This is a genomic window from Haloterrigena gelatinilytica, assembly GCF_013342145.1.
Lineage (GTDB): Archaea > Halobacteriota > Halobacteria > Halobacteriales > Natrialbaceae > Haloterrigena > Haloterrigena gelatinilytica.
This window is the reverse complement of the sequence record NZ_JABUQZ010000001.1, coordinates 2,460,806-2,484,679: the sequence shown is the minus strand read 5'-3', so window position 1 is coordinate 2,484,679 and position 23,874 is coordinate 2,460,806. Positions and strand designations below refer to the sequence as shown.

The window sequence follows — 23,874 nt, the reverse complement described above, 5'->3', positions numbered from 1 at the left end:
CATGAGCCGAACACGGACCCGAACCGACCGCGACCGACGCCCGAAGACGGTGTCGATCTCCCTGCGCGAGCGCGGCCAGACCACGCAGGACTTCGCCATCGGGATCGGCGTGTTCATCCTGGCCGTAGCCTTCGTCTTCTCGTTTCTCCCGTCGATCCTGACCCCGTTCGACTCGTCGGTTTCCGGCGGGCAGACGGCCCAGGCCGACCGCGTCGCCGACCGAGCCGTGCACGATCTGTCGACGGAGTCGGGGCCGGAGACCGAACTCGAGCGGTTCTTCGACGAGGACGACGATCTGTCCGAACGGCTCGGCCTCAGGGAAGACGAAACCCGCTACGATCGGATCGACGTTCGCCTCGAGCCGCTCAACGAAAGCGAACCGCTCGGGGACGACTGGACGGTCGGCGACGGCTACGATAACCAGTCGGCGGCCAGCTCCGCACGGATCGTCACGTTTGCCGACGGAACAGGGCCGACGGACGGCTGCGAGCCGGCCTGTCGGCTCGTCGTGAGGGTGTGGTGATCCGATGCGAGACACACCCCACTCCGAAACCGACCGCGGGCAGGCCTACACCCTCGAGGGATTCGTCTCGGCGATGGTCGTCCTGATGGCGGTCCTGTTCGCACTCCAGTCGGTGGTCATCACGCCGACGACGGGCGGACTCGCCGACCGGACGTCACAGGCGCAACTCGAACAGGAGGCACAGGACGCGCTGGTGGTCGCTGCGAACGGGACCGCTGCGAACGAGAGCATGACGCTCTCGGAGATGGTCCGATACTGGGATGACGATGAGGGTGAATTCTACAATTCGGATCCCGAGGCAGGTAACGGCGCCTACAACACATCACGCAACTCGACGTTCTATGAGAAGACAGTTCTCGGGAAAATCCTTCGAGAACGGTTCGCTGAACGGGGGTTAAGCTACAGCGTCGAACTGGTCTATCAGAACGAGAGTAACGAGTACAGGAGCAAACCGTTCGTCGATCAGGGCAAGTCTGCAGCCGTCACGGCCAGTTACACCGTGACGCTTTACGACGCAGACAAACTCACACCGGACAGTCAAGAAGGTAACATTTCCAGTGCGAAAACGTATCCGATCCCAGAAGCGAACCCGGCGGACGACTCTGAACTCTACAACGTCGTGGAGGTGCGCGTTTCAGTATGGTAGCAGACAGTACATGTGAGCGATCAAGCGGAGACGGTGATCGATCGGACGACCGACCGGACAGGGGACAGGTGATCCTCATCGGCGCGGTCGCGCTCGCCTTCATCGTGCTCGGCGTGGTCGTCGTCTTCAACGGCGTCCTCTACACTGAGACGCTGTCGTCAGGCGAGACGAGCCAGAGCGCGAGCAGTGCCGAGGCGACCGAACTCGAGGTCCGGCAGGGGATCGCCTGTCTGGCAGCCGAGAGCGAGGACAAAGCGAACCTCACTCAAGGGATACAAGATTTCGACGGGTTGTACCAAAACGCGACGGCACACGCACAGCCGGCGGCAGTAACTGTCGACGTTAATGAGTCGACCATCAATTACACCACTACCGACAGTGTCAGCACGCTCGAAGGTCATGTGACCGTCACCGTCTCGTATGATTCGAGCGAGCAGAGGTACAATCGAACGCTGGAAGTCGCTCCGGAGGAGTGTCCGTCATGATCCGCCGTCCCGACCACACGTCCGACCGCGGGATGTCCATCGCGCTCACGCACGTCCTCACGATCGGTATCACGACGATCCTCATCGCCATGCTGTTGATGGCCGGCAGCACGATGCTCGAGTCCGAGACCGAGCGATCGACCGAAACCGCCCTCGAGACCGTCGGCGACCGACTGGCGGGCGATATCGACAACGTCGATCGGATGGCCGCCGGCGGAGAGAACGCGTCCACCGTCTCGCTTATTTCTGACCAGCCGCGGACAGTCGCGAGTACGGGGTATACTATCGCTGCGTTACCGGGAGACCAGTGTCAGGAAGCACCACTGCTCGACGGTTCGAATCCCTGTCTCGAGTTGGACGCCACGAGTACCGACGTAACGGTTTACGTTCCGGTGAAGATCACCGACGGAGTCGTCCTCGAGGGAACGGTTCAAAGCGGCAAGATCGAGATCGTATATGATGGCTCTGGCAGTCGAATCGAACTCACGGAGGCGGACAGATAATGGATCGGCGATCCACACCGACGGCGGGCCTGGGACTCGACGACCGCGGGGTCTCCGAAGTCGTCGCCTTCATCCTCACCTTCGCGATCATCCTCGGCTCGGTCGGCTTGCTATACACGACCGCGTTCGGGGCGATGATGGATTACCAGGCGAACGAACAGGAGACCAACGCCGTGCGCGCGATGGATTCGCTGACGGACAACTTCAACGACGTGCTCCGCTCGAACGGCGTCAACCAGCGCTACGGTGAGCTCTCGCTTCGAGACGGGCAGAGCACGACCGGAAGCGGCGGAACGGCGCTCAATATCTCGATTAACGGTCGCGACCCGATCGGTACCAAGAGCGGCGATCAGCGGTTCGCCGGCTACGGCGACAACGTCACCGCTGAACTCGGCGAATTCGCCTACGAATCGGACGACAGCACGATCGCGTACGAGGGCGGCGGTCTCGTTCGCGGGGACGAGACCGGAAGCGTCGTCCTCCGAGAACCGCAGCTGCGGTGTAAGCCGGCCCAAAAGACGGCGATCATCTCGCTGGTCGCCATCTCCGCCGACGACCGGTCGGTCCAAGCTAGCAGCGCGCTCGGCGTGACGATGACCGTCGAAGATCGCAGCAGTAAGATCTATACTGGCGTCGATAACGTGACTATCGAACGCGAAGACGACGGCGCGTACGAAGCCGCCTGGGACGACATCCTGTCGGGATGGAGCGAGGACGACGGCGGCTGCGGTGACTTCGACGGCGACGGTCGCGTCGTCGTCACGATCGTCGAAGCCGATATCGACTACTGAGCGGTCGACCCCGACGGTCCGTTTCACTCCCAATCGCCGGTCAGCATCGCCCGAAACCCCGCTCGAGCGGCGAGCGCTTCGACGCGGTCGGCCCGTCGCTCGGCGTCACCGCCGGTCTCGAGGTAGAGCCCGTTCGAGAGCTGTCGGGGAGCGGTCATCGGTGTCTCGTCGGGATGCGTCGGGGACTCGTGGAGGACGGCTCGCGTATCGTCGCCGTCGTCGGGACGCCAGGGGACCGAGAGTCCGGAAAGGCCCCGCTCGAAGAGGTACTCCGCGGCGGCGACCAGCGCCCGATCGGATCTGGAGTGGCCGATCGCGCCGATCGAGCCTCGCTCGTTGAAGAAGCGAACGACGTACTCGCCCTCGTCGACGTCGGCGTCGCTTCGTTCGGGTCTCGAGGCACTCGCGCGGGCGGCATCGGCGCCGCCCCCGTTCGGTTGTGACTCGTCCCCGTCTGCAGCGTCTGCGGCGGCGTCGGTCTCGCAGTCCTCGGTCGCGCTCGTCTCGTCCGTCGAGGAGTCCGGGTCGCCGGTCGAAGGGTTGTTCGGCCGGCTCTCATCCGTCGACATCGGTTCCCGAGTCGCTTCGCTCTCGTCGCTGGAGGAACCGGATTCGGAGAACTCGAACGACACGTCGGCGTCGGCGGCCTCCAGCTCGCCGGCCACGGGTCGCTGTCCGTCGTCGCTGAAGGCGGCGACGAGGCGCTCGACGAACCGGCCGGCCGCGGAGTCGAACTCCGCGCGGTAGGCGACGCCCTGATCGGTTACGGCCGTCAGTTCGTCGACGATCGACGCGACGATCTCGTCGCGTGCGACGGCGAGTTGGCGGGCGACGAACGGCCGGGAGTGGCGCTCGAGTCGCTGGCCGATAGTCTCGCGCGTGTAGTGGGCGAGCGCCGACTCGTGGTCGGGTAACGCGGTGAGCCGACAGGCCAGCCGATCGGCGTCGGTCGTCCCGGCCAACAGGAGGAAGTCGCGGCCGTCGGTATAGATCGCGCGGTCGATCCCCGTCCACGCCATCGTCTCGAGGAGGGACACGGCGCGGTCTCGGTCCAGCGACTCCCCGTAGGGTTCGACGGCGACCAACAGCGCGGGAACCCCGCCGACGGCGGTGACGTACTCGAGTCGGGTACCGTCGACGGTCGTCTCGTGCAGACAGGTATCGGCGCGGACGTCCCAGCCCAGCGTTTCGAGAAGGGGATCGACGAGCCACGTACGCGTTTCCCGGCGCGTCGCGGGCGGCGCGGACTCGACGAGCGCTCGAGAGCGACCGACGAACGCGTCGAGATCGAATGCACTCATCTCGATTCCGTTTTCGCGGCCCCGATACGTAAGCGTCGCTGTGTGTTACAGGAGACGGATTGCGAACCGTACCGCGGTTACCGGCCGCGGTCTACTTCGACGGTGTCCGTTCGCCGGTCAGCGAGGCCGTTTCCAGCGTGTCTCGGTGGTAGATGCGAAGCCGAGCGTCGCGGACGGTGAACGCGGATTTGAGGTTCGGAGGGATCGTCTCGGCCTTCCCGATAACGAGGTACCCCTGTTGTCGGAGCGACTGAGCGATCGTCGCCAACATCGACTGCTTGTACTCGTTGTCGATGTAGATAAACAGGTTCCGGCAGATGACCAGATCGAATCCGGTCTTGGGGTCGTCGTTGATCAGGTCGTGGCACGCGAACGTGACGTTCCGTTTGACGGCGGGATCGATCCGGAAGGTTCGGTCGTCGCGCTCGACGTACGCGTCGTAGTCGTTGAGATAGCCGAGCTGGTCGGCGAGGTCGACGGTCCGGGATTCCTCGTAGACGCCCGACCGGGCCGTCTCGAGCGCGGGTTCGCTGATGTCGGTGCCGAGAATCGAGACCGACGATTCGTCGATCTCGGGGTCGTCGTGGGCGAGCATCGCCACGGAGTAGGGTTCCCGCCCGTCGGCGCAGGCGGCGCTCCAGACGCGGACGGTCTCGTTGGTCGCGGTCAGCCGTTGCAGGACCTCTCGGATCCCGTCCCAGACGTCGGGATTGCGGAAGAACCCGGTGACGTTGATGCTCATCGCCTCGAGCAGCGCGGTCTGTTCCTCGGGATCGTCCCGGAGGGTCTCGAGGTACGTGGCGTACGTCTCGGACTGGGTCCGGCGCATTCGCGAGGAGACGCGCCGATCGAGGTAGCTGTCGTTGTAGTGGCTCGTCGCGAAGGCGAGTTCGTCCTCGACGAACTCGAGGAGTTCGTCGAACGCCGCGTCGCTCATAGCTCCACCCGTCCGTTCTCGGCGCTTTCGTCGGCCGTTTTGACGAGGAGCGTCCCCGTTCCGGGCGTGAACTCGACGGTTCGCCCGTACTCGCCGCCGACGTCCTCGGCGATCAGGGGGACGCCGAGCTTCTCGAGTTCCTCCTTGGCGGCGGCGATGTTGCGCTGGCCGACGCCGTCGCCGAAGCTCTCGAATTCGAACATGTCGCTGCCGCCGGCGATCTTGGCCTCGACGGTGGTGTAGCTGGCTCCCTGCTCGACCATCCGTCGCAACAGCGCCCGGATCGCGGTGTCGGCGTACTTGCCGGGTTTTCGGTCGCTGTTGTCGGCGGTGTCGCCGTCGGGGAGCATAACGTGGGCCAGTCCGCCGATGTCGCTGTCGGGGTCGTAGAGGGCGATCGCGAGACACGAGCCCAGCCCGTAGGATTTGAGCGTATCGTCGCCGTCGCTGACGACCAGTTCGGAGATCCCGACCTGGACCGGCGTCGGCGCGCCCGGTTCGGTTCCGTACGTCTTCATGAGTTGTTGACTTCCTGGAACTCGGCCGTCGTCGGCGTCTCTTCGATCCGATCGACGTCGAGGTTGTTCAGCGCCCGCTCGAGGTCGGCTTCGTCCGGGATCGCGTACACCTCGCAGTCGAACTCCCGGCCGTCGGCGACGACGACCGTGTCGAAGACGAACGCGAACTCCTGGTTCTCCCCGAGCTGGATGATCACGGGGTCGACGGCGGCGGCGCCCATGTCGTGGATGAACTCCGGCGTCGAGTGGTCGATCGTCGTGTCGAGGACGTTCGCCCAGCCGTCGAGGAAGCCGCTGGCCATGATGTTGCCCAGTTCCTTGATCGCGCTGGTCCCCATCTCGCCGAACCCGTCCTCGTCGACCTCCATCGGAACCATCGCGTCGACGATCTCGTGGGCCGACTCCTCGTCGAACAGGAAGAGCAGATAACCGCTGGGCATGCCGTCGAACTCGAAGGCGACGCCGACGAGTTTCTGGTCGGCCACCTGTTCGGGGATCGCCTCGAGCGAGACGAAGTTCAGCCGCCGGATCTCGACGCTGGTGTCGATGCCGGTCAGCGTCGTCGCCGTCTTCGCGACCTCCTCGGCGCCGCGCTCGGCCATGCGGTCGAAGCCGTCGAGTTTGTCGTACTCGATGCCGCCGCTGGTCCGCAGGCGGTCGAGCAGCGCGGACATCGACTCCCGCTTCGGGAAGAGGTAGTGGCTGAAGCCGACTTCGGTGCCGACGGTCTCGATCCGGCTCTGGAAGAGCAAGGCGAGGTCGTCGTCGTCGGGCGCCTCGTTGATGTCCCCGAAGAAGGGTTCCGCGGTCGCCCCCTGGACGAACTCGGGCGTCGAGACGTCGATGACGGTCTCTAGGACGTCGGCCCAGCCGTCGATGAAGCCGCTGTTCATGATGTGACCCACCTCTGTCGCGGCGCTGCGCGTCATTTCGTCGAACTCGCCGTCGACGTCGATTTCGACCTCGTCCGATTCGGCGAGCAGCGTCTCGACGATCCGGAACGCGTTCTCGCGTTCGAAGACGATCATCGAGTAGCCCTCGATGGCGCCGGTGAGCTTGACTCGCACGCCGACTTTCGCCGTCGAATCCTCGAAATCCCGCTGGATCTCGCGGCCGCGCATGAAGTTGAGTTTCGTGACGCCGACCTGCGTTTCGACCCCGGTCATGTGGGTCAGCCGCCCCGCGGCCAGTCCGGCGCCCTCTCGGGCCATTCGGTAGAAGGTTCCGAGTGCGTTGACGTCGAGTTTCATGCGTGCTGGACTTCGATGCCGTTGACCATCTCGACGAACTCCTCCAAGTCGGGGAAGGCGTAGATTTCGGCTTCGATCTGGTAGCTCGGAACGGTCAGATCCGAGTCGAAGAACAGCGCGAGATCGTCGCCGCCGAGCCCGGCGGTTCGGGTGACGATATCGCCCGTCGGTGCGTAGACGAGCTGTGGCGCGGCGATGTCGATCGCGCGCCCGAGCACGTCGGCCCAGCCGTCGATGAAGCCGCTCGCCATCATGTTGCCCATCTCCTCGACGGCGCTTCTGGCCATCTTGCCCGAGACGTCCGACATGTCGTCGACGACGTCCCGGAGCATGATCGCCGTGATCTTCTTGGCGCTGGCCTCGGGGAAGAGGATGAGGATGTGGCCGTGGGGCGGATCGAGCAGCCGGACGCGGACGCCGACTCGCTTGCCCGAGTCCAGCTGGGACTCGATGTCGTCGACGTCGATGAAGTTCGTCTTCGTCACCTCCATCTGGGCGTCCTCGCCGGTGAGCTTGCTCATGTTGTCGGCGACGCCGTTCGTCCCGACCTTCGCCATTTCGTTGATGAAACTCAGCTTTCGAATATCGACCATTAGCGTCATGGGTTCCTCCGTGGGTGTGGGTAGTCGTTCGTTGTCATAGTGTTGTCACGTCTAGTATGTTGACCACTTCCCCCCGTCCTCGCACCGTCGCTCCGCTGAGTCCAGGAATATCGCTCATGAAGCCTTCGAAGGGCTTGACGACGACTTCCTGTTGGCCGTACACGTGGTCACAGTGAAGGGCGACCGACCGGACGTCGTCGCGGATCCGCACGACCATCCCGTCGCCGTTGGCGCTCGCTCGCGGCGTCTCGAGGACGTCGTCGAGTTCGATGACGGAGTAGGTGTCGTCGCCGTCGGTGAGGACCCGCCGTCCGTCGACGGTCTCGAGGGTGGCGGCCGATTCGATGTCTTGGACGGCCTTCGTCGGCACCCCGAACTCCTCGCCGCCGCACTCGATGAACAGGATGTCGTCGATGGCGACCGACACCGGGAGCGTCATCGTCACGGTCGTCCCCTCGCCGGCCTCGCTGTCGATCGCGACCGTGCCGTCGAGGTCTTCGATCGTCCGCTTGACGACGTCCATGCCGACGCCGCGGCCGCTGACGTCGGTCACCTCGTCCGCCGTCGAGAGCCCGGGGTGGAAGATGAGGTCGTACGCCTCGTCGTCGGACATGTTCGTGACCTCGTCCTCGGAGCGGACGCCGGCCTCGACGGCTTCGTCGCGAAGCCGGTCCGGATCGAGGCCGCTCCCGTCGTCCTCGACGGTGATCCGCACCCGGTCTCGAGACCGGTCGGCGTGGACCTCGACGGATCCCTCGCGCGGTTTGTCGGCCGCTTCGCGCTCCTCGGGCGGTTCGATGCCGTGGTCGACGGCGTTGCGAACCAGGTGGATCAGCGGGTCGCCGATCCGGTCTAGGATACTGCGGTCGAGCTCGACGTCCTCGCCGGTCATCTCGAAGGCGACCTCCTTGTCCTGATCGCGCGCGATGTCGCGGACGACCCGCGGCAGTCGGCTCGCGACCGTCTGCAAGGGGACCAGTCGGATGTCCATCACCGTCTCCTGGAGGTCCGTCGTCAGGTCCTCCAGGTCGTCGAGTTCCGTCTCGAGCGCGTCGGTCGCCTCGCTTTCGGTCGCGGTGTGGCGGAGCCGAACGCGGCTCGTGACCAGCCCCTCGACGAGGGTCAGCAGCGAGTCGATCTGGTCGATGTCGACCCTGACCGACTGGATCTCGTCGGTTTGCTCGTCGGCGTCCGGTCGGTCCGTCGACTCCTGAACCGTCAGCCCGGGGTTCTCGAAGGTCGGTTCCTCGATCCGGTGGACGACCTCCGCTGCCGATTCGTCGCCGTCGTCGGCCCCGGCGTCGTCGAACGACGGCGTTTCCGCACTCGAGTCGGTCGCCGCCTCGCCGTCCTCGTCACCGAACGAATCGTCGAAGCCGTCGACGACCTCGTCGACTGACCCCGCGTCGGCGTCGGTCGCGGCGGTCACGTCGTCGAACTCGTCGTCCGGCGACTCGAACTCGGTGTCGAACGACTCGTCGGCAAAGGGATCGTCCGCCGCGAACGCGTCGCCTTCGCCGAAGGCATCGTCCGCCGCGTCGTCCGCGAACGGATCGTCCTCGTCCGCAAACGGGTCGTCGTCCGCGAACGGATCGTCTTCGTCATCGTCAGCGGCGAACGGGTCGTCGCTCGAGTCGTCGGCCGACGCCGGCGACTCGAACTCGTCCTCGAAGCTCGTCTCGAGATCGTCGGCGAACTCGCCCTCGGCGTCGTCCGCGGTCTGTCCGTCGCCGGCGGAGTCGGCCGTGACGGCGTCGTCGCCGAACGTCTCGTCGCGTTCGTCGGTCGCCTCCTCGGGTTCGAAGTCCGCCTCGACGGATTCGTCGTCCGTACCGTCGGTCTCGACGGCGGTATCGGGCGTCTCGAGATCGGTCGACTCGGCGTCTGACTCGTCCTCGAGCGCGTCGCCGCCGTCTCCCGGTTCCGGCGTCGCTTCGATCGCGTCGTCCGACTCCGGTAGCGTCGACGGATCGTCGACCGCGGGGTCGTCCTCGCGGTCGGGATCGCTTTCCGCAACCGTCGCGGACTCGAGATCGTCGTCGGCCGCGTCGGTTTGCGCCTCCGTATCGACCGCGGTTGACGCCGAGTCGGTGGTCGGCTCTGTTTCGGCGGCGGACGCTGATTCAGCCGCCGACTCCGCTTTTGCGGACGGATCCGTTTCGGCGACCGCTTCGATATCGGCGTCGTCCGTCGGCTTGTCAACGGCGTCCTCGTCGTCCGCGAACAGATCGTCGAACTCATCGTCCGTCGCTGCGCCAGCGGACGCTTCCTCGTCGCCTGCGAACAGGTCCTCGAGGTCGTCGTCCGTCGCCGCGTCGGCGGGGTCGTCGTCGCCGCCAGCAAGCAGGTCGTCGACCCCCTCGTCGGTCGCTGCATCGGCGGGCGCTTCTTCGTCGCCGGCCAGCAACTCGTCGAGTTCGTCGTCCGTTACGGCGTCGGTCGCCGATTCGTCCTCGTTCTCGTCATCGTCGCCGGCGTCGACCAGAAGGTCGTCGACGTCGTCCTCGGTCGGTTCCGGCCCCGCGAGGAACGCGTCGTCGGCGTCGGCGTCCTCGCCGAGGAGTTCGTCCATATCGACCTCGTCGTCGCTGTCGAACTCGTCGAACTCGAGTTCCTCGAGTTCGTCCTGCAGCTCGTCGAAGCCGACCATCTCGACCTCGTCTTTGAGTTCGTTGAAGACGGCGTTGGCGTCGTCGACGTCGTCCGCTTCGGCGTCGGCCGACGCATCGTCGGCCGCCTGCTCGCTCGCGTCGTCGGCCGTCGCGTCGTCCTCGATCGGATCGACCGCCGGCTCCCCGAGTTCGCCGTCGACCTCGAGGTCGTCGTCGTCGAGGAGATCGTCGAACGAGCCGGCCTCGCCCATCTCCTCGAAGGCCTCGAGTTCGTCGTCGTCGACGTCCTCGACCATCTCGTCTAAGTTGTCGAACTCGTCGAACTCGTCGAGCAGGTCGTCGACCTCGAGATCCGCGGCGTCTTCCGTGGAGATCCCCTCACCCGGTTCGGCGGCCGCGTCCGAGTCGTCGGAACGGGCGTCGAACCGGTCGCTGATGTCGACGAGTTCGAAGTCGGCGACCTCCTCGACCGGCTCGAGGCCGGACGTGATCGCGGATCTCCCGACCGCGCTGCCGAAGACGGCGTCGAACGTGCCGTCGTACTCGCCGGCCTCGATCTCGTCTCGTGGCGGCTGGGTTCCGATCAGATCGAACGCGTCGATCAACGCGTCGACGACGAGCTTGCCGCTGTTGACGCCGTCCCGCTCGGCGATCGCGAGCCGCACCAGGTAGGCGTGGTGTTCGTCGTCGGCCGGCGGATCGAACCGCTCGGCGACGGCGTCGATCTCGTCGGTCGATGGCGTCGCGATCGCGGCGAGCCCGTCGGCGGCCTCGAGCTGGTCTCGAAGGGCCGCGATCGTCGCCGACGGATCGGTCTCGATCTCGCCGCCGGCCGCGACCTCGTCGATCATCGTCTCGAGTTCGTCGACCGCGTCGAAGACGACGTCCATCAGTTCGGGCGTCACCTCGAGGCCGCCCTGCCGGACGGCGTCGAGCAGATCCTCGATCGCGTGGGCGAGATCGCTCGCCGGCTCGAGTCCCATCGCGCCACAGTTGCCCTTGAGCGTGTGTGCGACCCGGAAGATGTTCTCCATCGCCTCGTCGTCGGTCGGGTCGCGCTCGAGCGTGAGCAACGCGTTGTTCAGTTCCGTAATTCGTTCTTCGCTCTCCTGAACGAAGTCGGTTAGATAGTCAGTCATCGGTCTCACCGTCCGTATCGAACGCGTCGACGATCGCCGCAACGAGTTCGGGGGCGGGCGCGATGTCGTCGACACAGCCCGTTTGAATCGCCTGACAGGGGATGCCAAAGACCGGACTCGTCGCTTCGTCCTGTGCGATGGTTCGTCCGCCCGCGGCGTGGATCGCTTCGATTCCGTCCGCCCCGTCCCGTCCCATCCCGGTCAACACGACGCCACAGAGCGGGTCGTCGACCCGCTCGGCGGCGGTCCGCATCGTCACGTCGATCGCCGGACGCACGCCGTGAAGCCGCTCGCCGTCGTCGAGTCGGACGCGAAGGCGCCCGTTGACGTTGCTGAGGACCTCGAGGTGGGCGTCGCCGGGGGCGATCACCGCCTCGCCGGGATGGATCGATTCGCCGTCGGTGGCCTCGCGGACGTCGTACTCGCTGCGCGTATCGAGGCGGTCGGCGAAGCGCTCGGTGAAGCCAGCGGGCATGTGCTGAACGACGAGAACCTTCGCGTCGAGCTCGATCGGCAGCCGTTCGAACAGTCGTTCGACGATCTTCGGACCGCCGGTCGAGGCGCCGAGGACGACGACCGGATCGGCCGCGTACTCGCCCTCGAGATCGACCGGCGGAAAGTCGCCGATTTCGGTTCCGGCGGCGGCGCGGGGCCCGACCGCCGGACCGTCCGGCGATGCCTGGGGACCGCCACCGGAGCCGACCTGTGCGTCGTTTCCGGAGCCGGCGACGGCCCGGCCGGCGGCCGCCTCCTGGTTGGATCGCGTCGCGTAGGCGGAGGCGGACGCGCGAGCGAGGGCGATCGACGAGACGTTCGCGTCGGCGAGTTCGTCGACCTTCGCGACGACGTCGTCGGTCAGGTCGGTGACCGTTCGCTCGTCGGCGCCGTCGGGTTTGTGAAGGAAGTCGACGGCGCCGCGCTCGAGCGCGTCGAGCGTGGCTTCCGTGCCCTCCTCAGTGTGAACGCTGAGCATGAGAATCAGCGTCGGATTCGTCGCCATGATTCGCTCGACGGCGTCGATACCGCCGAGTTCGGGCATTTCGACGTCCATCGTGACGACGTCCGGGTCGTACGCCGCCACCGCTTCGATCGCTTCCGAACCGTTCGTGGCCGTCTCGACCTCGTAGCCAGTCCCGGTAAGCGCGTTGCCGATGACTGTCCGCATAAACCCCGAGTCGTCGACAACGAGTACTCGCGTCATGCCGCAGCGACGTCTGTGAGGGCCTTTCTGACGCTGGGTTCTTCGAACGGTTTCGTGACGTAGCCGTCCGCACCAGCCTTCACGGCGAGTTTCATTTTCTCACGCTGCCCGACACTCGTACACATGATAACGCGGGCGTCCGGATCGATCTTCTTGATCGCCGCGGTCGCCTTGATGCCGTTGCACTTGGGCATCACAATGTCCATCATGACGATATCGGGGTCGTGTTCTTTGTACAGTTTGACTGCTTCGGCGCCGTTGGACGCCTCTCCGAGAATGCGGTAATCCTGTTCCAAGATTTGGCGCAGTAAGTTCCGCATAAAATGAGAGTCGTCCACGATGAGCACCCCTGTCGACATTCAGTAGTACACCAACCGCTGATAACAATACAACTACCATAAATGCTGTCTCTCGATTATCAGTCATGATAAGTGATACATACGGGACGGAGACGTCACCCAGAATGCGACATCGTCGACCCCGTAATCGGCGGCTCCGTCGCCCTATTCTCCCTGTCCGGACGCCAACAGGAGACGTTCGATATCTACCACGGGTGTCGCCTCGATGACGACCTCGCGAGTCGATCCCGCCTCCGCCGTTCGGTCGTCCCCTTCGTCGACGTCGTCCGGCGCTCCCGCGTCCGCGGACTCGAGTTCGAACGGATTCCCGACCGCGTCGTCGGCCCCGTCCGAAGCCGACCGCTGCACGGCCGACGGCGCACTGCCGCCGACACCGCGGTCGGCATCGACTGCGCTCGCGCTCCGCTGGGAACCGCGGCCGGCCCTCCCGGCGGCGGGTTCGCGCTCCGTTTCGAAGAGCGCGGCGACGAGCGGATGGTCGAGTGCATCGCCGGAGAGCCGGCTCTCCTCGACGGTCGTTTCGTCGACGATATCGTCCTCGGAGACCGTCTCCACGCCGATCACGTCGTCGACGTGGATCGCGGCTGACTGCTGGTCGGACGGCCGGTCGAGCACGAGCAACCGTTCGCGCCCCGCGGTGGCCTCGCGCTCGACGGTCGGGAAGTGAACGCCCGGATCGACCATGGCCGTGATATCCCCGCGCAGGTCCACCATCCCCTCGATCGCCGGCGGCGCCCGCGGGACGCGAGTAACGTCGTCGGGGACCTCCGCGAGCGTGCGTACGGTCGCGACCGGCATCGCAAACCGGTGGTCGCCCAGTCCGAAGACGACGAACTGTTCGAGTTCCGCCCGCGGTTCGTCCGTCTCGCTACCGTCGCGTTGCCGTCTCTCGTCGGCGTCGTCGATATCGATTCCGAGAAGCTTCTCGGAGAGATCCGGGGTCATGTTCTTGCTCGAGCATCACATTCCAACACTAAAACGTTGACTCCCGCTGCCGACGCGGATCCGCCGTCCGTCGTTTGTTGTTCGAATTCCGACCGAAATCCTTATCTTTACACAGTTAAATTTCGCACCAGTATGGCATCGTCCGTAAACCAGGACCGCGGCGACGATCGGGTTTCCGTGCTGACGTTTACCCTCGAGGGAGACCGGTACTGCGTCCGGGCCGCCTCCGTCGACTCCGTTCTCGGCGTCGGCGACGACCGATCCGTCGCGACGGCCGACGACCCGTGGAACGCCGGGACCGTCTCCGTCGCCGGCGACCGCATTCGGGTCGTCGACCTCCCGCGAGCGTTCAGTTCGTCGGTCCGGACGATAAACCGGATCGAGACGCCGAAACTGCTCGTCTTTCGGCTGACCGACGCCGACGATGCGTACGTCGGCTGGCTCGTCGACGACGTCGACGTCACGCGAACCGTGCGGACGAGCGACCTCGAGCCGACGCCGACCGGCGCTCGGATCGCCCACGTCAAGGGTCGACTCGAGATCGACGGCGACGAAGTGCTCTGGCTCGACGAACGGGCGATTCACGGCTGACGATTCGTCTCGACCGGTCGCGAAAATCGACGCGCCGATAGCACGGAGTCCTCGAACCGGGTTAGCCCATTCCCGGCGGCGGGCCGTCGTTCGAATCGTCGTCGATATCGACGCTCAGGCCCATCTCCTCGCGTTCCTTGCGGAGTCGCTTGACCTCCCGGTAGTAGTACGCGATGCCGGCGCCCCCGATGAGCGCGACGGTGCCGATCAGTCCGATGAACAGGGGGACGTCGCGAGCGAGGTAGTAGCGGACCGAGATTTCGTTCTCGACTTCCTCCCAGTAGAGGCGTTCCTCGTCGTCGACGATCTCCCGCTCGTAGCCGTTCGGGCTGACGTCGCCGAAGAGGAAGTTCGTCGTCCGGTGATTCTCGGGGAGCCGGACCTCGTGGGAGCCCTCGACGTACGCCGGCAGGCTGAACGTCTTCCGGCCCGCCTCGCCCGAAAAGGCGAGCGTGCCGTCCTCGTCGGGGACGCGGATCTCGGTGCTCGAGCGGCTCTGCTCGATGTCAAGTTCCGACCCCGTCACCTCGGTTCCGTTGGGGTACCAGTAGCGGACGCTGTGGATGTCGAGCGCCTGCTCGCTGAAGAGAGTCGACTGGGAGAGCGAGAGCTCTTCCGTTCCGTCGAGGTCGTACACGGCGCGGAATTCGCCGCTATTGAGCATGTTGCCGCCCTCGACGTCGATGGTGACGTCGGCGTCGGACGCGTTGCCCCGCAGGTCGTCGTACTCCTGATCCCGATCGAGTTGCTCGTCGGAAATCCCGCTGAAGACGCCCGAACAGCCGGCCGTGGTAACGAGCAACCCGACCGCGATCACCGCGAGAACGAGCCGTCGATTCATGTTACGGAACGACGCAGCGGAGCTCCGCCGGGAGGTACTCGCCGACGCTGGCGAGCAGTCCCGGCGGGTCGGTATCTTCGGTACAGATCACGCTCTGTTCGAGGAGCCCCAGTCGTTCGACGGTGACGTAGTCCTGGGCGTGGCCGGCGCGGTTCAGCGTCGCCCGCACTTCGGCGCGGGTGGCGCTGTTGACGTTGAGCCGACCGTCGCCGCGGGTCCAGTCGTAGAGGCGGTCTCGTTCTTCGTCGGCGAGCCGGGACGGTTCGCCCTCGCCGTCCTCGCCGGCGTCAGCCGAGCCGTAGACGAACCGCAGCGGCAGATGCTGGACCAGCCCGTACCGCTCGCGGAGCTGTTCGGGCGACCCCGGACCGAGTCCGAGTTCGTCGGTCGGGATCCGCACGCCCTCGCCCTGTCCCGCGTCGAGAACGAAGCCGTCGTCGTCCCAGGACTCGAGGGTGCCGACGTACGTTTCGCCGGGCTCGAGATCGGGGACGATCTCGCCGAACTCCTCGCGGAGGGCGTTGCGCGCGACGGTGGCGTCCTCGCCCTCGATGGTCACCGACGGGAAGTCGTCGTGGCGCACGCCGAGTTCGAACTCGACTTCGAGCTCGCCGATCTCGTTGGCGACCAGCGAGCGAAGCGAGTCCAGCGCCCGCTCGCGGGCGTCGCCGTCGACGTACAGTTTGGTTGCGAGTACGACCATCAGGCCTCTAGGTTAAGTTCGTCCTCGAGGGCGTCGAGGCGGTCGTCCATCGCGTTGACGAGCCGATCGTTGTCCATCGATTCGAGCGGCGAGCCACACTCGGGGCACTCGAAGCCGAAGTCCATGGCCTCGCCGAACTCGAACCGGATCGAGCAGATTTCACAGAGGTAGAACTCGTGGTTACGCTCGTACTCCCGGCGTTCCTCGAGGGCCTCGTGGAGGCGGTACATCTCGTCTTCTAAGTTCTCGGGAATGTTGTCGTACTCGAACGTCCAGAGGTAGGTGAGCCACCCCGAGTCCTCGTCGCGCAGTCGTCGGTAGGTCGCGAGATCGTTCTCGTACAGGATAAACAGCGCCCGCCGCACGTCGTTCAACTCGAGATCCAGCTCCTCCGCGAGCTCCTCGTCGGTCACTTCCCCGTCCGGCGGCGCCGCCGCGACGGGCATCCCCTTGGGACCGACCAGCTCGTGCAAGTACTTCTGGATGACCGGATCCTCGAGCAGGTCCTCAAAAGCCATTACCTACGTGTAACGGCATGTGGCCATTAAGTCTTGTTAACTGCCTCGCGTTCCGGGCCCCCGGCGGAGTCTCCGGATCGTTGAACCGTCGCCCGGCGGGCGGCCCCGCTACTCGGTCGGACCGTCGTCCGACCGGCCCATCCGTCCCAGTATCAAACGCAGGGTGACGACGATCAGCAAGAGCATGGTCGCCTGGAAGAGCCCGAAGAACAGCCCCCTCGGAATCGCCACCAGGAGGCTGTGGCCGGTCGCGACCAGCACGACCATGTTGAGCACGACCAGCACCGCGGCGAACATGTAGTACTCGATCGGCGTCCGCTGAAGCGGCGCGTCCGAATCCATACTCGATTTGGGACCTCGAGGAGTGAAAAACTAGCCGTTCGCGGTCGGCGCCGTACCCACCGCTCGCGGCCGCGACGAATCGACCGTCGCGGCCTCAGGCGTCGCCGGACTCGAGCTTGTACTTCTGTACCTTGCCGCTGGTGGTCCGGGGGAGTTCGTCGACGAACTCGACCTCCCGAGGGTGTTTGTACTCGGCGACGCGGTCGAGGCTGTACCGCTTGAGTTCGTCGGCGGTCACGTCCGTTCCCGGGTCGACCCCGGCCGCGGGAACGACGAAAGCCTTGGGAACTTCGTTGCGGCGGTCGTCCGGGACGCCGATGACGGCGACGTCCGCGACGGCCTCGTGTTCCAACAGCAGGGTCTCGAGTTCGCTGGGGTAGACGTTGTAGCCGGCGCTGACGATGACGTGTTTCTTGCGGTCGACGATCTCGTAGTAGTTGTTCTCGTCCCGTCGGGCGACGTCGCCGGTCCGGAAGTAGCCGCGCTCGGTGAACGCCCGCTCGGTCGCGTCGGGCATCCCGTGGTACCCCTTCATGACCGCCGGACCGCGAACGAGGAGTTCGCCCTCCTCGCCGGGGGCCACCTCGTCGCCGCTCTCGTCGACGATCTTGCAGTCGGTCAGCCGCAGCGGCTGACCGATCGTCCCGTGTTTCAGGCCGAACGACGAGCCCAGTTGGGTGTGGGTGGCGCCGTGGGTTTCGGTGAGCCCGTACCCTTCGGAGACGTCGACGCCGGCGGTCTCCTCGAACCGTTCCTGAACCGACGTCGAGAGCTTCGCGCCGCCCTCGGACGCGGCCTCGAGGCTCGTCAGGTCGTAGTCGCCGAAGCCGTCGGCCTCGACCATGTCCGCGTACATCGTCGTCACGCCGACGAAGTGGGTGATCCCCTCCGCCTCGATGAGTTCCATACACTCCTGGGCGTCCCACTCGAGGGCGCTACGGAAGTACAGCCCCCCGCCGCCGACGAGCGGCTGGAGCGCGGTGTGGGTGAAGCCGGTGATGTGATACAGCGGGAGCCAGATGAGGCTGCGAACGTCCTCGCCGTCGACGTCGACGTTGGAGGTCGTCAGCGGCCAGCTCATCTGTGCGCGCGTGTTTCGGTGGGTCAGCTGGACGCCCTTCGGATCGCCCGTCGTTCCCGACGTGTAGGGTAGCAGGGCGACGTCGTCGTCGGCCCGCTCCACCAGCGTCGGCTCGCCGGTGACGTCCTCGAAGAAGACGTCGTCGGGGTCTCGGTCCGCCATCTCGCTCTCGACGGTGACGATCGTGGGCTCTCGATCCGCCTCCTCGAGAGCTTCGTCGACGACCTCCCGGAGCAGCGGGTGGGTGACGATCGCCTTCGCGTCGGCGTCCGCGAGCTGGTAGGCGACCTCGCGGCGCTTGTACTGCGGGTTGACCGGCGAGAAGACGACGCCCGCCTTGAACCCGCCGAGCGCGGCCACGAGGTACTCCGGACAGTTCGGCAGAAAGAGTAGCATGCGATCGCCGGGCTCGAGACCCAACTCGCGGAGTCCGCCGGCGAAGGCGGCGGTCCGCGCCCGGAGCTCGGCGTGGGTCGTCCGCTCGCCGCGGTGTTCCATCGCCTGGGCGTCCCCGTGGTGTGCGGCCGTCTCGTCGAACAGCTTCGCGACGTTCCCCGCTCGCGCGGTCGGATCGACGTCGTCCAGATCCATGGTATATGATACCGAAGGTCGCGTATAAAATTTCGGCCCGATTACACCTTCGCCGCGAATCGCCGGACGGTCCGTTCGTGCTCGCTCAGTCGATCGGGTGTTCGCTGGGGCGCTCGAGGGCGCCAGCCCACCGGAGCCGGACGCGTCTTCGGTCGATCGTCCGCCCGAACAGTAGTATTAATGCCGATGGTATACGATTTAATACACGATGATCCGTCGATTCGCCGCCCGATTCCGGGACGAGATCGACCGCGCCGACGTCACCACCGCCGCCGGCTTCGGCGCCGTTCTCGCGCTCTCCGGTAACGAGTCGACCGCGATCGGCATCGCCGTCGGCCTCCTCGTCGGCGTCCCGTTCCTCACCGCGCTCATCGACACCCTCGAGGCACCCGACTACCTCTCTGGAGTCCTGATCGGCGGCGGGGTCGGCGTCGGCTCCGCTATCGCCGCAGTCAATTGGTTCTCGTGGGTGTTCGTCGCCCTCTCGGCCGTCGGCTGGTGGCTCTGTCTCGACTCCCTGTACGACCGCCGCCACGGGATCGATCGGTCGGGCCCGCCCGAGGACCCCATGGACGACCGCTCGTTTCGCGAGAACGTGCGGGTCGTGTCGGACACGGGCGCCATCGGCCGGGTCCTCCGCGAGTCGTCGGTCGCCCTCTCGCCTGCAGCTATCGCCGCCCGCAGCGAGTTCTCGGTCGACGAGGTCGAACGACTCCTCGAGGAGTTCGGCGACGACGTCCCGATCGAACGGGTCGGCGACGATCGATACACCGTGAACGAAGCGAAGATGGGCGTTTCGGGGCTGATGCGCGACGCGATCCGCCGGCTCTGCCGACCGTTTTCGGTGCTGATCCCGAGCCGCTAGCGGGGTCTCACTCCTCGTCAGTCGACTCGACGCGCTTGCCGGTCTCCATCGGAATGACGTGACGGTCGGCGTCCTCCCAGTCGCGCTCGAGTTCTCGCCCCTCGAACAGCCGGTCTAAGAAGACCGCGAGGCCGGCGACCTCCGAGTGGGGCTGGTTGGTGACGCCGACGTTCCAGTCGGCTTCCTCGTAGACGTCGAAGGGGACCTTCTCGGCGCCGACGACGACGAGCAGCGGCTGGCCCTCGTCGCCGTGGGCCGCCCGGATCTCGTCCTCGACGTCCTGGACGCGCTCGCCGTACATCGTGAGGTGGACGACCCGACCCGCCCAGTTGCGGATGATCCCCTGGGGCGAATCGGTGAGTTCGACCCCGAAGGGGCCGCCGAAGCGGTCGGTGATGTCCGCGACGGTCTCCTTCGACTGGCCCGCGTTGTCGGGCAGGAGGACGCGGTCGGCGCCCAGCGCCCGCGCGGTCAGGCCGACGTGGGTCGTCATCCGCTCGTCCCGACCGGGGCGGTGGCCGAGCCGGAGGACGGCGACCTCGCTGTCGTCGTGCATACCGAATGCCACTCTCGGACGGGGTTAGGGGGTTTCGTTTTCCGACCGAACTTTTTGCGCCTCGGGTTCGCTCGCTATGCTCGCTCACCTCTCGGCGCAAAAACTTCGATGAAAAAGGGCCGAGCGCGCCGACGGCGCGCTCGGTGAACCGCTCACTTCGTTCGCGGATGCTGAATTGGCCCGACGCTCGGTTCACTCACTTCTCGAGCCCTGATCAGCAGTGAACCGAAGCGAGTCGAGTCGCGAGAAATCTTATACCGTTGACGGATGTCGGTAACTGGGTATGGGGAAAATCAACGAGTCGGACCTCGAGTGGAACGAGTACGACCCGAAACCCAACGACACCGCGTTTCGCCGCAAGGAACTCTCGACCGCCGCCGACGCCGACGACCTCGGCTGTAGCCTCTACGAACTCCCGGCGGGGAAGCGCTCGTGGCCCTATCACTACCACACGGCCAACGAGGAGGCGCTGTACGTGCTGGCCGGCGAGGGGCTGCTCGTCGCGGCCGACGGCGAGAAACCGCTCGAGGCGGGAGACTTCGCGAGCTTTTCGGCCGACGAGCGCGGCGGCCATCGGGTCGTCAACGACGGCGACGATCCGCTGCGGTACCTGATGGTCTCGACGATGGTCGAGCCGGATGTGACTGTCTATCCGGAGATGGAGACGTTCGGCGTCTACGTCGGCTCGCCGCCCGGCGGTCGCGAGGAGCGGACGCTCGAGGGCTACTATCGGATCGGCGACGACGTCGATTACTGGGAGTAGGGATCGTCGATCGCACGGCGCGTACGTGGACGCTCGTCGGTCCGACGGCGCCGATAGGTTTTTTCAGGTACCGAAAAAACTCGTACTCGATGGTCGAAACCGGGGATCTGCGGGTGATCGATCGATGAGCGGTATCGCCGAGTGGCTCGAAACCGCCCGAGAGGAGCGCTGGGGTATCCTCACGGATCTGATGTTCGCGATCGTCTGGGTGACGATGGTCGGCGTCTTCTTCGATCTGGTCGACGGACCGAGGTGGGCGTACTACATGTTCATGTTCGCCGGCATCGTCGCGTACTACGGCTTCTTCGCGAGTCTCAAGTGGGCGAAAACCGCCCAAGAGCAGTGAACCGTCGCGGGGACACGAACGCTCGAGTCGGGAGACGGCCGGTAGCGGATCGAGATCGGCGGCCGATACCGTCGCGTGCCCCAACGAGTGCGATGGGCAGTCGCCGGCCCCACCGCTGATCGACGCGGTACCGAAGAAACGGTGATCGGTCGGTTGATCGTGCGCGGAAAGCGGTACGCCCGCTACTCGCGGTCGTCCGCTCGTGCGTCGACGACGAGTACCGGAACCGTCGTCGATCGGAGCGTCCGTTCGGTGACGCTCCCGAGCAGTGCCCGTCTCACGCCGGAGCGACCGTGGCTCCCGATAACGATGAGGTCGACGTCGTGGTCTTCGGCGTAGTCGGCGATCATTTCGTGGGGCTGTCCCCCCGAGATGTGTTCGATCACCGAGAGCCCGCGTGCGTCCGCCTGTTCGCGGACGTAGTCGGTCGCCGCTTCCGCGTCCTCGCGGAGCTCCGTCATGCCTTGGAAGTTACCGGATCGGATCCGATCGACCTGTTCGGCGCCTAGACTGTACGCGACCGCATTAGTGTCAACGACGTACAACGCGTGGACCTCGGCGTCGTACTGCGCCGCGATGTCGAGCGCGTGCTCGACCGCTAGTTCCGCAACGTCGCTTCCGTCCGTCGGAATGAGTATGCGTTCGTACATGGTGTTAGTCGTCCGCAGGGGTCGGTCCATCGCCGTTCCTCTCAGCGACGACGTCGGCAGCCGTCTTGTCCTTCGGCATCGGTTCCGGACTGTGACACTGCCGGACCATCTGCTTCGTTTCGAGCGGCGGTTCGTCCGTGACCAGCGAGACGGCGATGGTGATGGCGAAGACGATCGGCACGCCGATCAGGCCGGAGCCGATCGCGGGCATCCACGTCGCGAGGAATTCGATGTCGAAGCCGGGACCGAAGTGGCCCTCGTTGAACATCGGAATGAGCCAGACGATCAGTCCGGAGATCATCCCGGCGAGCGCCCCCGGTCGGTTCGTGTTCTCCCACCACAGTCCGAGGAAGAACATCGGGAACAGGACGATGGCCGCCAGCGAGAACGCGAATGAGACCAGCGCGGCGATCGGAGCCGTGGGGTCCAGCGCGAAGATGATAGTCAGCACGCCCAGCGCGATGATGCTGAGTCGACCGACCAGAACCTGCTGTTGCTGGGTCGCGTCCTCGTTGATGATGTTCGCGTAGATGTCGTGGGAGATCGCCGACGAACCGGCGATGAACAGCCCGGCAGTCGTCGCAATCGCTGCGGCGATGCCGCCCGCCGCGACGAAGCCAACGAGCCACGTCGGTAGGCCGGCCAGTTGCGTCGCCAGCACGACGATGACGTCACCGGCTTCCGCACTCATACCAGGATCGCCGTACGCCGGGCCAACCTCGCTGCTGTAGAGGTCGGTACCGAACGCGGCGTAGGCGGGCGCCGACAGGTACAGCAAGCAGATGAAGAACAGCCCCCAGGTGCACGACCAGCGGGCGATCCGCTCGTTCTCGACCGTGTAGAACCGGACCAGGACGTGCGGTAGGCCGCAGGTCCCGAAGATCAGGCTGAACGCCGTCGCGATCCACAGGTAGTAGCTCCCGCCCGCGAACGGCTCGGAGAACTCGGCGCTGAGTTCGCCGATCAGCTGGCCGTACTCGAGTTGCGGCAGGACCGTCGAATACCCGCTGACGTAGCCGGTCACCAGCAGCCCGATCAGGAACGCGCTGATGAGGATGACGTACTGGATGACCATCGTCTTGGTCGCCCCGAGCATCCCCGACAGCGCGAGGTACACGATCGTGATCACCATGAAGATGACCATCATTCCCTGGTATCCGCTCATTCCCGGAATTCCGGGATCTCCGAGGATGTACAGGCCGACCAGCCCCATCCCGCGGGCCTGGCCGAGCGCGTAGACGAACCCGATCAGGAACGTCGTGATCGCGGCGATCGCCCGGGCGGCGTCGGAGTTGAATCGGTCGCCGACGAAGTCCGGTGCGGTGTACTTCCCGAACCGGCGCATCTGCGCGGCCAGGAAGATGAGCAGGACGAAGTAGCCGGTCGTCCAGCCGACGACGAACGCCAGCCCGTAGACCCCCGATAGCGCGATCAGCGCCGCCATTCCGAGGTAGGACGCGGCCGACATCCAGTTGGCGCCGATCGCCATGCCGTTCTCGACGTTGCCGATCGAGCGACCGGCGACCCACATGTCGGCGGTGTCGGCGACCTTGTAGAACACTCCGGTCGCCAGAAACAGCCCCATCATGGCGATAACGATGATCGCGGGGGCCGGTTTGAAGCCGATGTTCAGCCCCTCCGGGAGCAACTCCTCGTCCGCTTGGAGCGGCGTGACGTCCACCTGGAGCGCCGCGAGTGCGTCACCCGTCGCCGCGAGCCCATCGATCGCGGCCAACCCGAGGCCGCTCATTGGTCGAGACCTCCGTCAGTCGCCGCTGGCTCTTGGCTGCCGGTGTCGGTCCGTTCCAGATCGGTCGCCGCGATCTGTTCGATATCGTACTTCTCGTCGATCTCGTCGCGCTTGCGGACGTACCAGACCGACAGCAAGAGCGCACCGCCCGGTGCACCGACCGCGATCAGGAAGTAGTGAAACGGGAAGCCGAGTACCGGCATCGTCGTCGTCATCACGCCCGGGAAGAGCCGCGTCAACGTGATCGGCCCGAAAACGATGACCGCCCAGATCGCAAACCCCCGTAGGATGATCCTGTTGTGATCGCGCATGAACGGCGTCGCCGGTTTCAGCAGGTTGATCTCTACGTCCAAATAGTCGATCTGCTTCTCGCGTTCGACGTCCGAAACGCCACCGTCTGTCTCGAACGATTCGTCGTCCGCTGAGTGCGTGTTATTATCTGTCATATTTTGTCCGTGTGTCGTT

27 protein-coding genes are annotated in these 23,874 nt (G+C 65.5%); 9 read left to right on the top strand and 18 right to left on the bottom strand.

The window, feature by feature from the left end; genetic code table 11:
- Position 1 precedes the first annotated feature (1 nt).
- The 5 genes from HTZ84_RS12390 to HTZ84_RS12370 are packed head-to-tail and all read left to right on the top strand — an operon-like array spanning position 2 to position 2,948.
- On the top strand, positions 2 to 523 hold the full coding sequence (locus HTZ84_RS12390) for a DUF7287 family protein (protein WP_174680964.1): 522 nt from the start codon (positions 2 to 4) through the stop codon (positions 521 to 523).
- A 4-nt stretch (positions 524 to 527) separates the two neighbouring features.
- Complete coding sequence (locus HTZ84_RS12385) at positions 528 to 1,169, top strand: DUF7288 family protein (RefSeq protein WP_174680963.1); 642 nt, start codon at positions 528 to 530, stop codon at positions 1,167 to 1,169.
- On the top strand, positions 1,163 to 1,654 hold the full coding sequence (locus tag HTZ84_RS12380) for a hypothetical protein (RefSeq protein ID WP_174680962.1): 492 nt from the start codon (positions 1,163 to 1,165) through the stop codon (positions 1,652 to 1,654). Before HTZ84_RS12385 ends, HTZ84_RS12380 begins: the two co-directional genes overlap by 7 nt.
- Positions 1,651 to 2,157 carry a DUF7266 family protein gene (locus tag HTZ84_RS12375; RefSeq protein WP_174680961.1) on the top strand — a complete coding sequence of 169 codons (507 nt, stop codon included), beginning with the start codon at positions 1,651 to 1,653 and terminating at the stop codon, positions 2,155 to 2,157. Before HTZ84_RS12380 ends, HTZ84_RS12375 begins: the two co-directional genes overlap by 4 nt.
- Positions 2,157 to 2,948 carry a DUF7289 family protein gene (locus HTZ84_RS12370; RefSeq protein ID WP_174680960.1) on the top strand — a complete coding sequence of 264 codons (792 nt, stop codon included), beginning with the start codon at positions 2,157 to 2,159 and terminating at the stop codon, positions 2,946 to 2,948. The genes HTZ84_RS12375 and HTZ84_RS12370 overlap by 1 nt, the downstream gene beginning before the upstream one ends.
- Positions 2,949 to 2,971: 23 nt before the next feature.
- On the opposite strand, the gene HTZ84_RS12365 is transcribed toward HTZ84_RS12370, so the two are convergent.
- From HTZ84_RS12365 to HTZ84_RS12325, 9 genes are all read right to left on the bottom strand, one after another.
- Positions 2,972 to 4,249 carry a hypothetical protein gene (locus tag HTZ84_RS12365; protein ID WP_174680959.1) on the bottom strand — a complete coding sequence of 426 codons (1,278 nt, stop codon included), beginning with the start codon at positions 4,247 to 4,249 and terminating at the stop codon, positions 2,972 to 2,974.
- Positions 4,250 to 4,340: 91 nt separating this feature from the next.
- A complete protein-coding gene (locus HTZ84_RS12360) occupies positions 4,341 to 5,186 on the bottom strand; it encodes a CheR family methyltransferase (RefSeq protein ID WP_174680958.1) in 846 nt (281 codons plus the stop codon).
- On the bottom strand, positions 5,183 to 5,704 hold the full coding sequence (locus tag HTZ84_RS12355) for a chemotaxis protein CheD (RefSeq protein ID WP_174680957.1): 522 nt from the start codon (positions 5,702 to 5,704) through the stop codon (positions 5,183 to 5,185). The genes HTZ84_RS12360 and HTZ84_RS12355 overlap by 4 nt, the downstream gene beginning before the upstream one ends.
- On the bottom strand, positions 5,701 to 6,954 hold the full coding sequence (locus HTZ84_RS12350; protein WP_174680956.1) for a chemotaxis protein CheC: 1,254 nt from the start codon (positions 6,952 to 6,954) through the stop codon (positions 5,701 to 5,703). Before HTZ84_RS12350 ends, HTZ84_RS12355 begins: the two co-directional genes overlap by 4 nt.
- A complete protein-coding gene (locus HTZ84_RS12345; RefSeq protein ID WP_012942163.1) occupies positions 6,951 to 7,556 on the bottom strand; it encodes a chemotaxis protein CheC in 606 nt (201 codons plus the stop codon). Before HTZ84_RS12345 ends, HTZ84_RS12350 begins: the two co-directional genes overlap by 4 nt.
- A gap of 34 nt (positions 7,557 to 7,590) precedes the next feature.
- On the bottom strand, positions 7,591 to 11,307 hold the full coding sequence (locus HTZ84_RS12340) for an Hpt domain-containing protein (RefSeq protein WP_174680955.1): 3,717 nt from the start codon (positions 11,305 to 11,307) through the stop codon (positions 7,591 to 7,593).
- Entirely contained in the window at positions 11,300 to 12,508 is a 1,209-nt protein-coding gene (gene cheB, locus HTZ84_RS12335; protein WP_174680954.1) for a chemotaxis-specific protein-glutamate methyltransferase CheB, read from the bottom strand. The genes HTZ84_RS12340 and cheB overlap by 8 nt, the downstream gene beginning before the upstream one ends.
- Positions 12,505 to 12,867 (bottom strand): chemotaxis protein CheY, encoded by a 363-nt coding sequence (gene cheY, locus HTZ84_RS12330; protein ID WP_008896351.1) that lies wholly within the window; start codon positions 12,865 to 12,867, stop codon positions 12,505 to 12,507. The genes cheB and cheY overlap by 4 nt, the downstream gene beginning before the upstream one ends.
- 144 nt (positions 12,868 to 13,011) lie before the next feature.
- Complete coding sequence (locus HTZ84_RS12325) at positions 13,012 to 13,812, bottom strand: chemotaxis protein CheW (RefSeq protein WP_174680953.1); 801 nt, start codon at positions 13,810 to 13,812, stop codon at positions 13,012 to 13,014.
- A gap of 132 nt (positions 13,813 to 13,944) precedes the next feature.
- Here HTZ84_RS12325 and HTZ84_RS12320 point away from each other — a divergent pair, with 132 nt between their 5' ends.
- Entirely contained in the window at positions 13,945 to 14,403 is a 459-nt protein-coding gene (locus HTZ84_RS12320; protein WP_174680952.1) for a chemotaxis protein CheW, read from the top strand.
- Between the two features lie 61 nt (positions 14,404 to 14,464).
- Here HTZ84_RS12320 and HTZ84_RS12315 read toward each other — a convergent pair whose 3' ends face one another.
- From HTZ84_RS12315 to HTZ84_RS12295, 5 genes are all read right to left on the bottom strand, one after another.
- Complete coding sequence (locus HTZ84_RS12315) at positions 14,465 to 15,244, bottom strand: DUF5803 family protein (RefSeq protein WP_174680951.1); 780 nt, start codon at positions 15,242 to 15,244, stop codon at positions 14,465 to 14,467.
- A gap of 1 nt (position 15,245) precedes the next feature.
- Positions 15,246 to 15,947 (bottom strand): DUF2110 family protein, encoded by a 702-nt coding sequence (locus tag HTZ84_RS12310; protein WP_174680950.1) that lies wholly within the window; start codon positions 15,945 to 15,947, stop codon positions 15,246 to 15,248.
- Positions 15,947 to 16,465 (bottom strand): transcription factor E, encoded by a 519-nt coding sequence (gene tfe / locus HTZ84_RS12305; protein WP_008896356.1) that lies wholly within the window; start codon positions 16,463 to 16,465, stop codon positions 15,947 to 15,949. Before tfe ends, HTZ84_RS12310 begins: the two co-directional genes overlap by 1 nt.
- A gap of 108 nt (positions 16,466 to 16,573) precedes the next feature.
- Positions 16,574 to 16,807, bottom strand: a complete 234-nt coding sequence (locus HTZ84_RS12300; RefSeq protein ID WP_174680949.1) for a hypothetical protein — start codon at positions 16,805 to 16,807, stop codon at positions 16,574 to 16,576.
- 94 nt (positions 16,808 to 16,901) lie between these two features.
- On the bottom strand, positions 16,902 to 18,479 hold the full coding sequence (locus HTZ84_RS12295; protein ID WP_174680948.1) for a class I adenylate-forming enzyme family protein: 1,578 nt from the start codon (positions 18,477 to 18,479) through the stop codon (positions 16,902 to 16,904).
- A 208-nt stretch (positions 18,480 to 18,687) separates the two neighbouring features.
- Between HTZ84_RS12295 and HTZ84_RS12290 the strand changes: the two genes are divergently transcribed.
- Positions 18,688 to 19,344: a hypothetical protein gene (locus HTZ84_RS12290; RefSeq protein ID WP_174680947.1), complete on the top strand. Its 657-nt coding sequence runs from the start codon at positions 18,688 to 18,690 to the stop codon at positions 19,342 to 19,344.
- Positions 19,345 to 19,351: 7 nt separating this feature from the next.
- On the opposite strand, the gene HTZ84_RS12285 is transcribed toward HTZ84_RS12290, so the two are convergent.
- The gene (locus HTZ84_RS12285; RefSeq protein ID WP_174680946.1) at positions 19,352 to 19,900 is read right to left on the bottom strand and encodes a tRNA (cytidine(56)-2'-O)-methyltransferase; all 549 of its coding nucleotides are present in this window, start codon (positions 19,898 to 19,900) and stop codon (positions 19,352 to 19,354) included.
- A gap of 283 nt (positions 19,901 to 20,183) precedes the next feature.
- On the opposite strand from HTZ84_RS12285, the gene HTZ84_RS12280 reads away from it, so the two are divergent.
- A complete protein-coding gene (locus HTZ84_RS12280; RefSeq protein ID WP_174680945.1) occupies positions 20,184 to 20,663 on the top strand; it encodes a cupin domain-containing protein in 480 nt (159 codons plus the stop codon).
- Positions 20,664 to 20,787: 124 nt separating this feature from the next.
- Positions 20,788 to 21,009 carry a hypothetical protein gene (locus HTZ84_RS12275; protein WP_174680944.1) on the top strand — a complete coding sequence of 74 codons (222 nt, stop codon included), beginning with the start codon at positions 20,788 to 20,790 and terminating at the stop codon, positions 21,007 to 21,009.
- 182 nt (positions 21,010 to 21,191) lie between these two features.
- Here HTZ84_RS12275 and HTZ84_RS12270 read toward each other — a convergent pair whose 3' ends face one another.
- Genes HTZ84_RS12270 through HTZ84_RS12260 form a run of 3 tightly spaced genes read right to left on the bottom strand, consistent with a single transcriptional unit; the run spans position 21,192 to position 23,855 of the window.
- On the bottom strand, positions 21,192 to 21,659 hold the full coding sequence (locus HTZ84_RS12270) for a universal stress protein (RefSeq protein ID WP_174680943.1): 468 nt from the start codon (positions 21,657 to 21,659) through the stop codon (positions 21,192 to 21,194).
- Positions 21,660 to 21,663: 4 nt separating this feature from the next.
- A complete protein-coding gene (locus HTZ84_RS12265) occupies positions 21,664 to 23,409 on the bottom strand; it encodes a VC_2705 family sodium/solute symporter (RefSeq protein ID WP_174680942.1) in 1,746 nt (581 codons plus the stop codon).
- On the bottom strand, positions 23,406 to 23,855 hold the full coding sequence (locus tag HTZ84_RS12260) for a DUF4212 domain-containing protein (protein ID WP_174680941.1): 450 nt from the start codon (positions 23,853 to 23,855) through the stop codon (positions 23,406 to 23,408). The genes HTZ84_RS12265 and HTZ84_RS12260 overlap by 4 nt, the downstream gene beginning before the upstream one ends.
- Between the last annotated feature and the right edge of the window lie 19 nt (positions 23,856 to 23,874).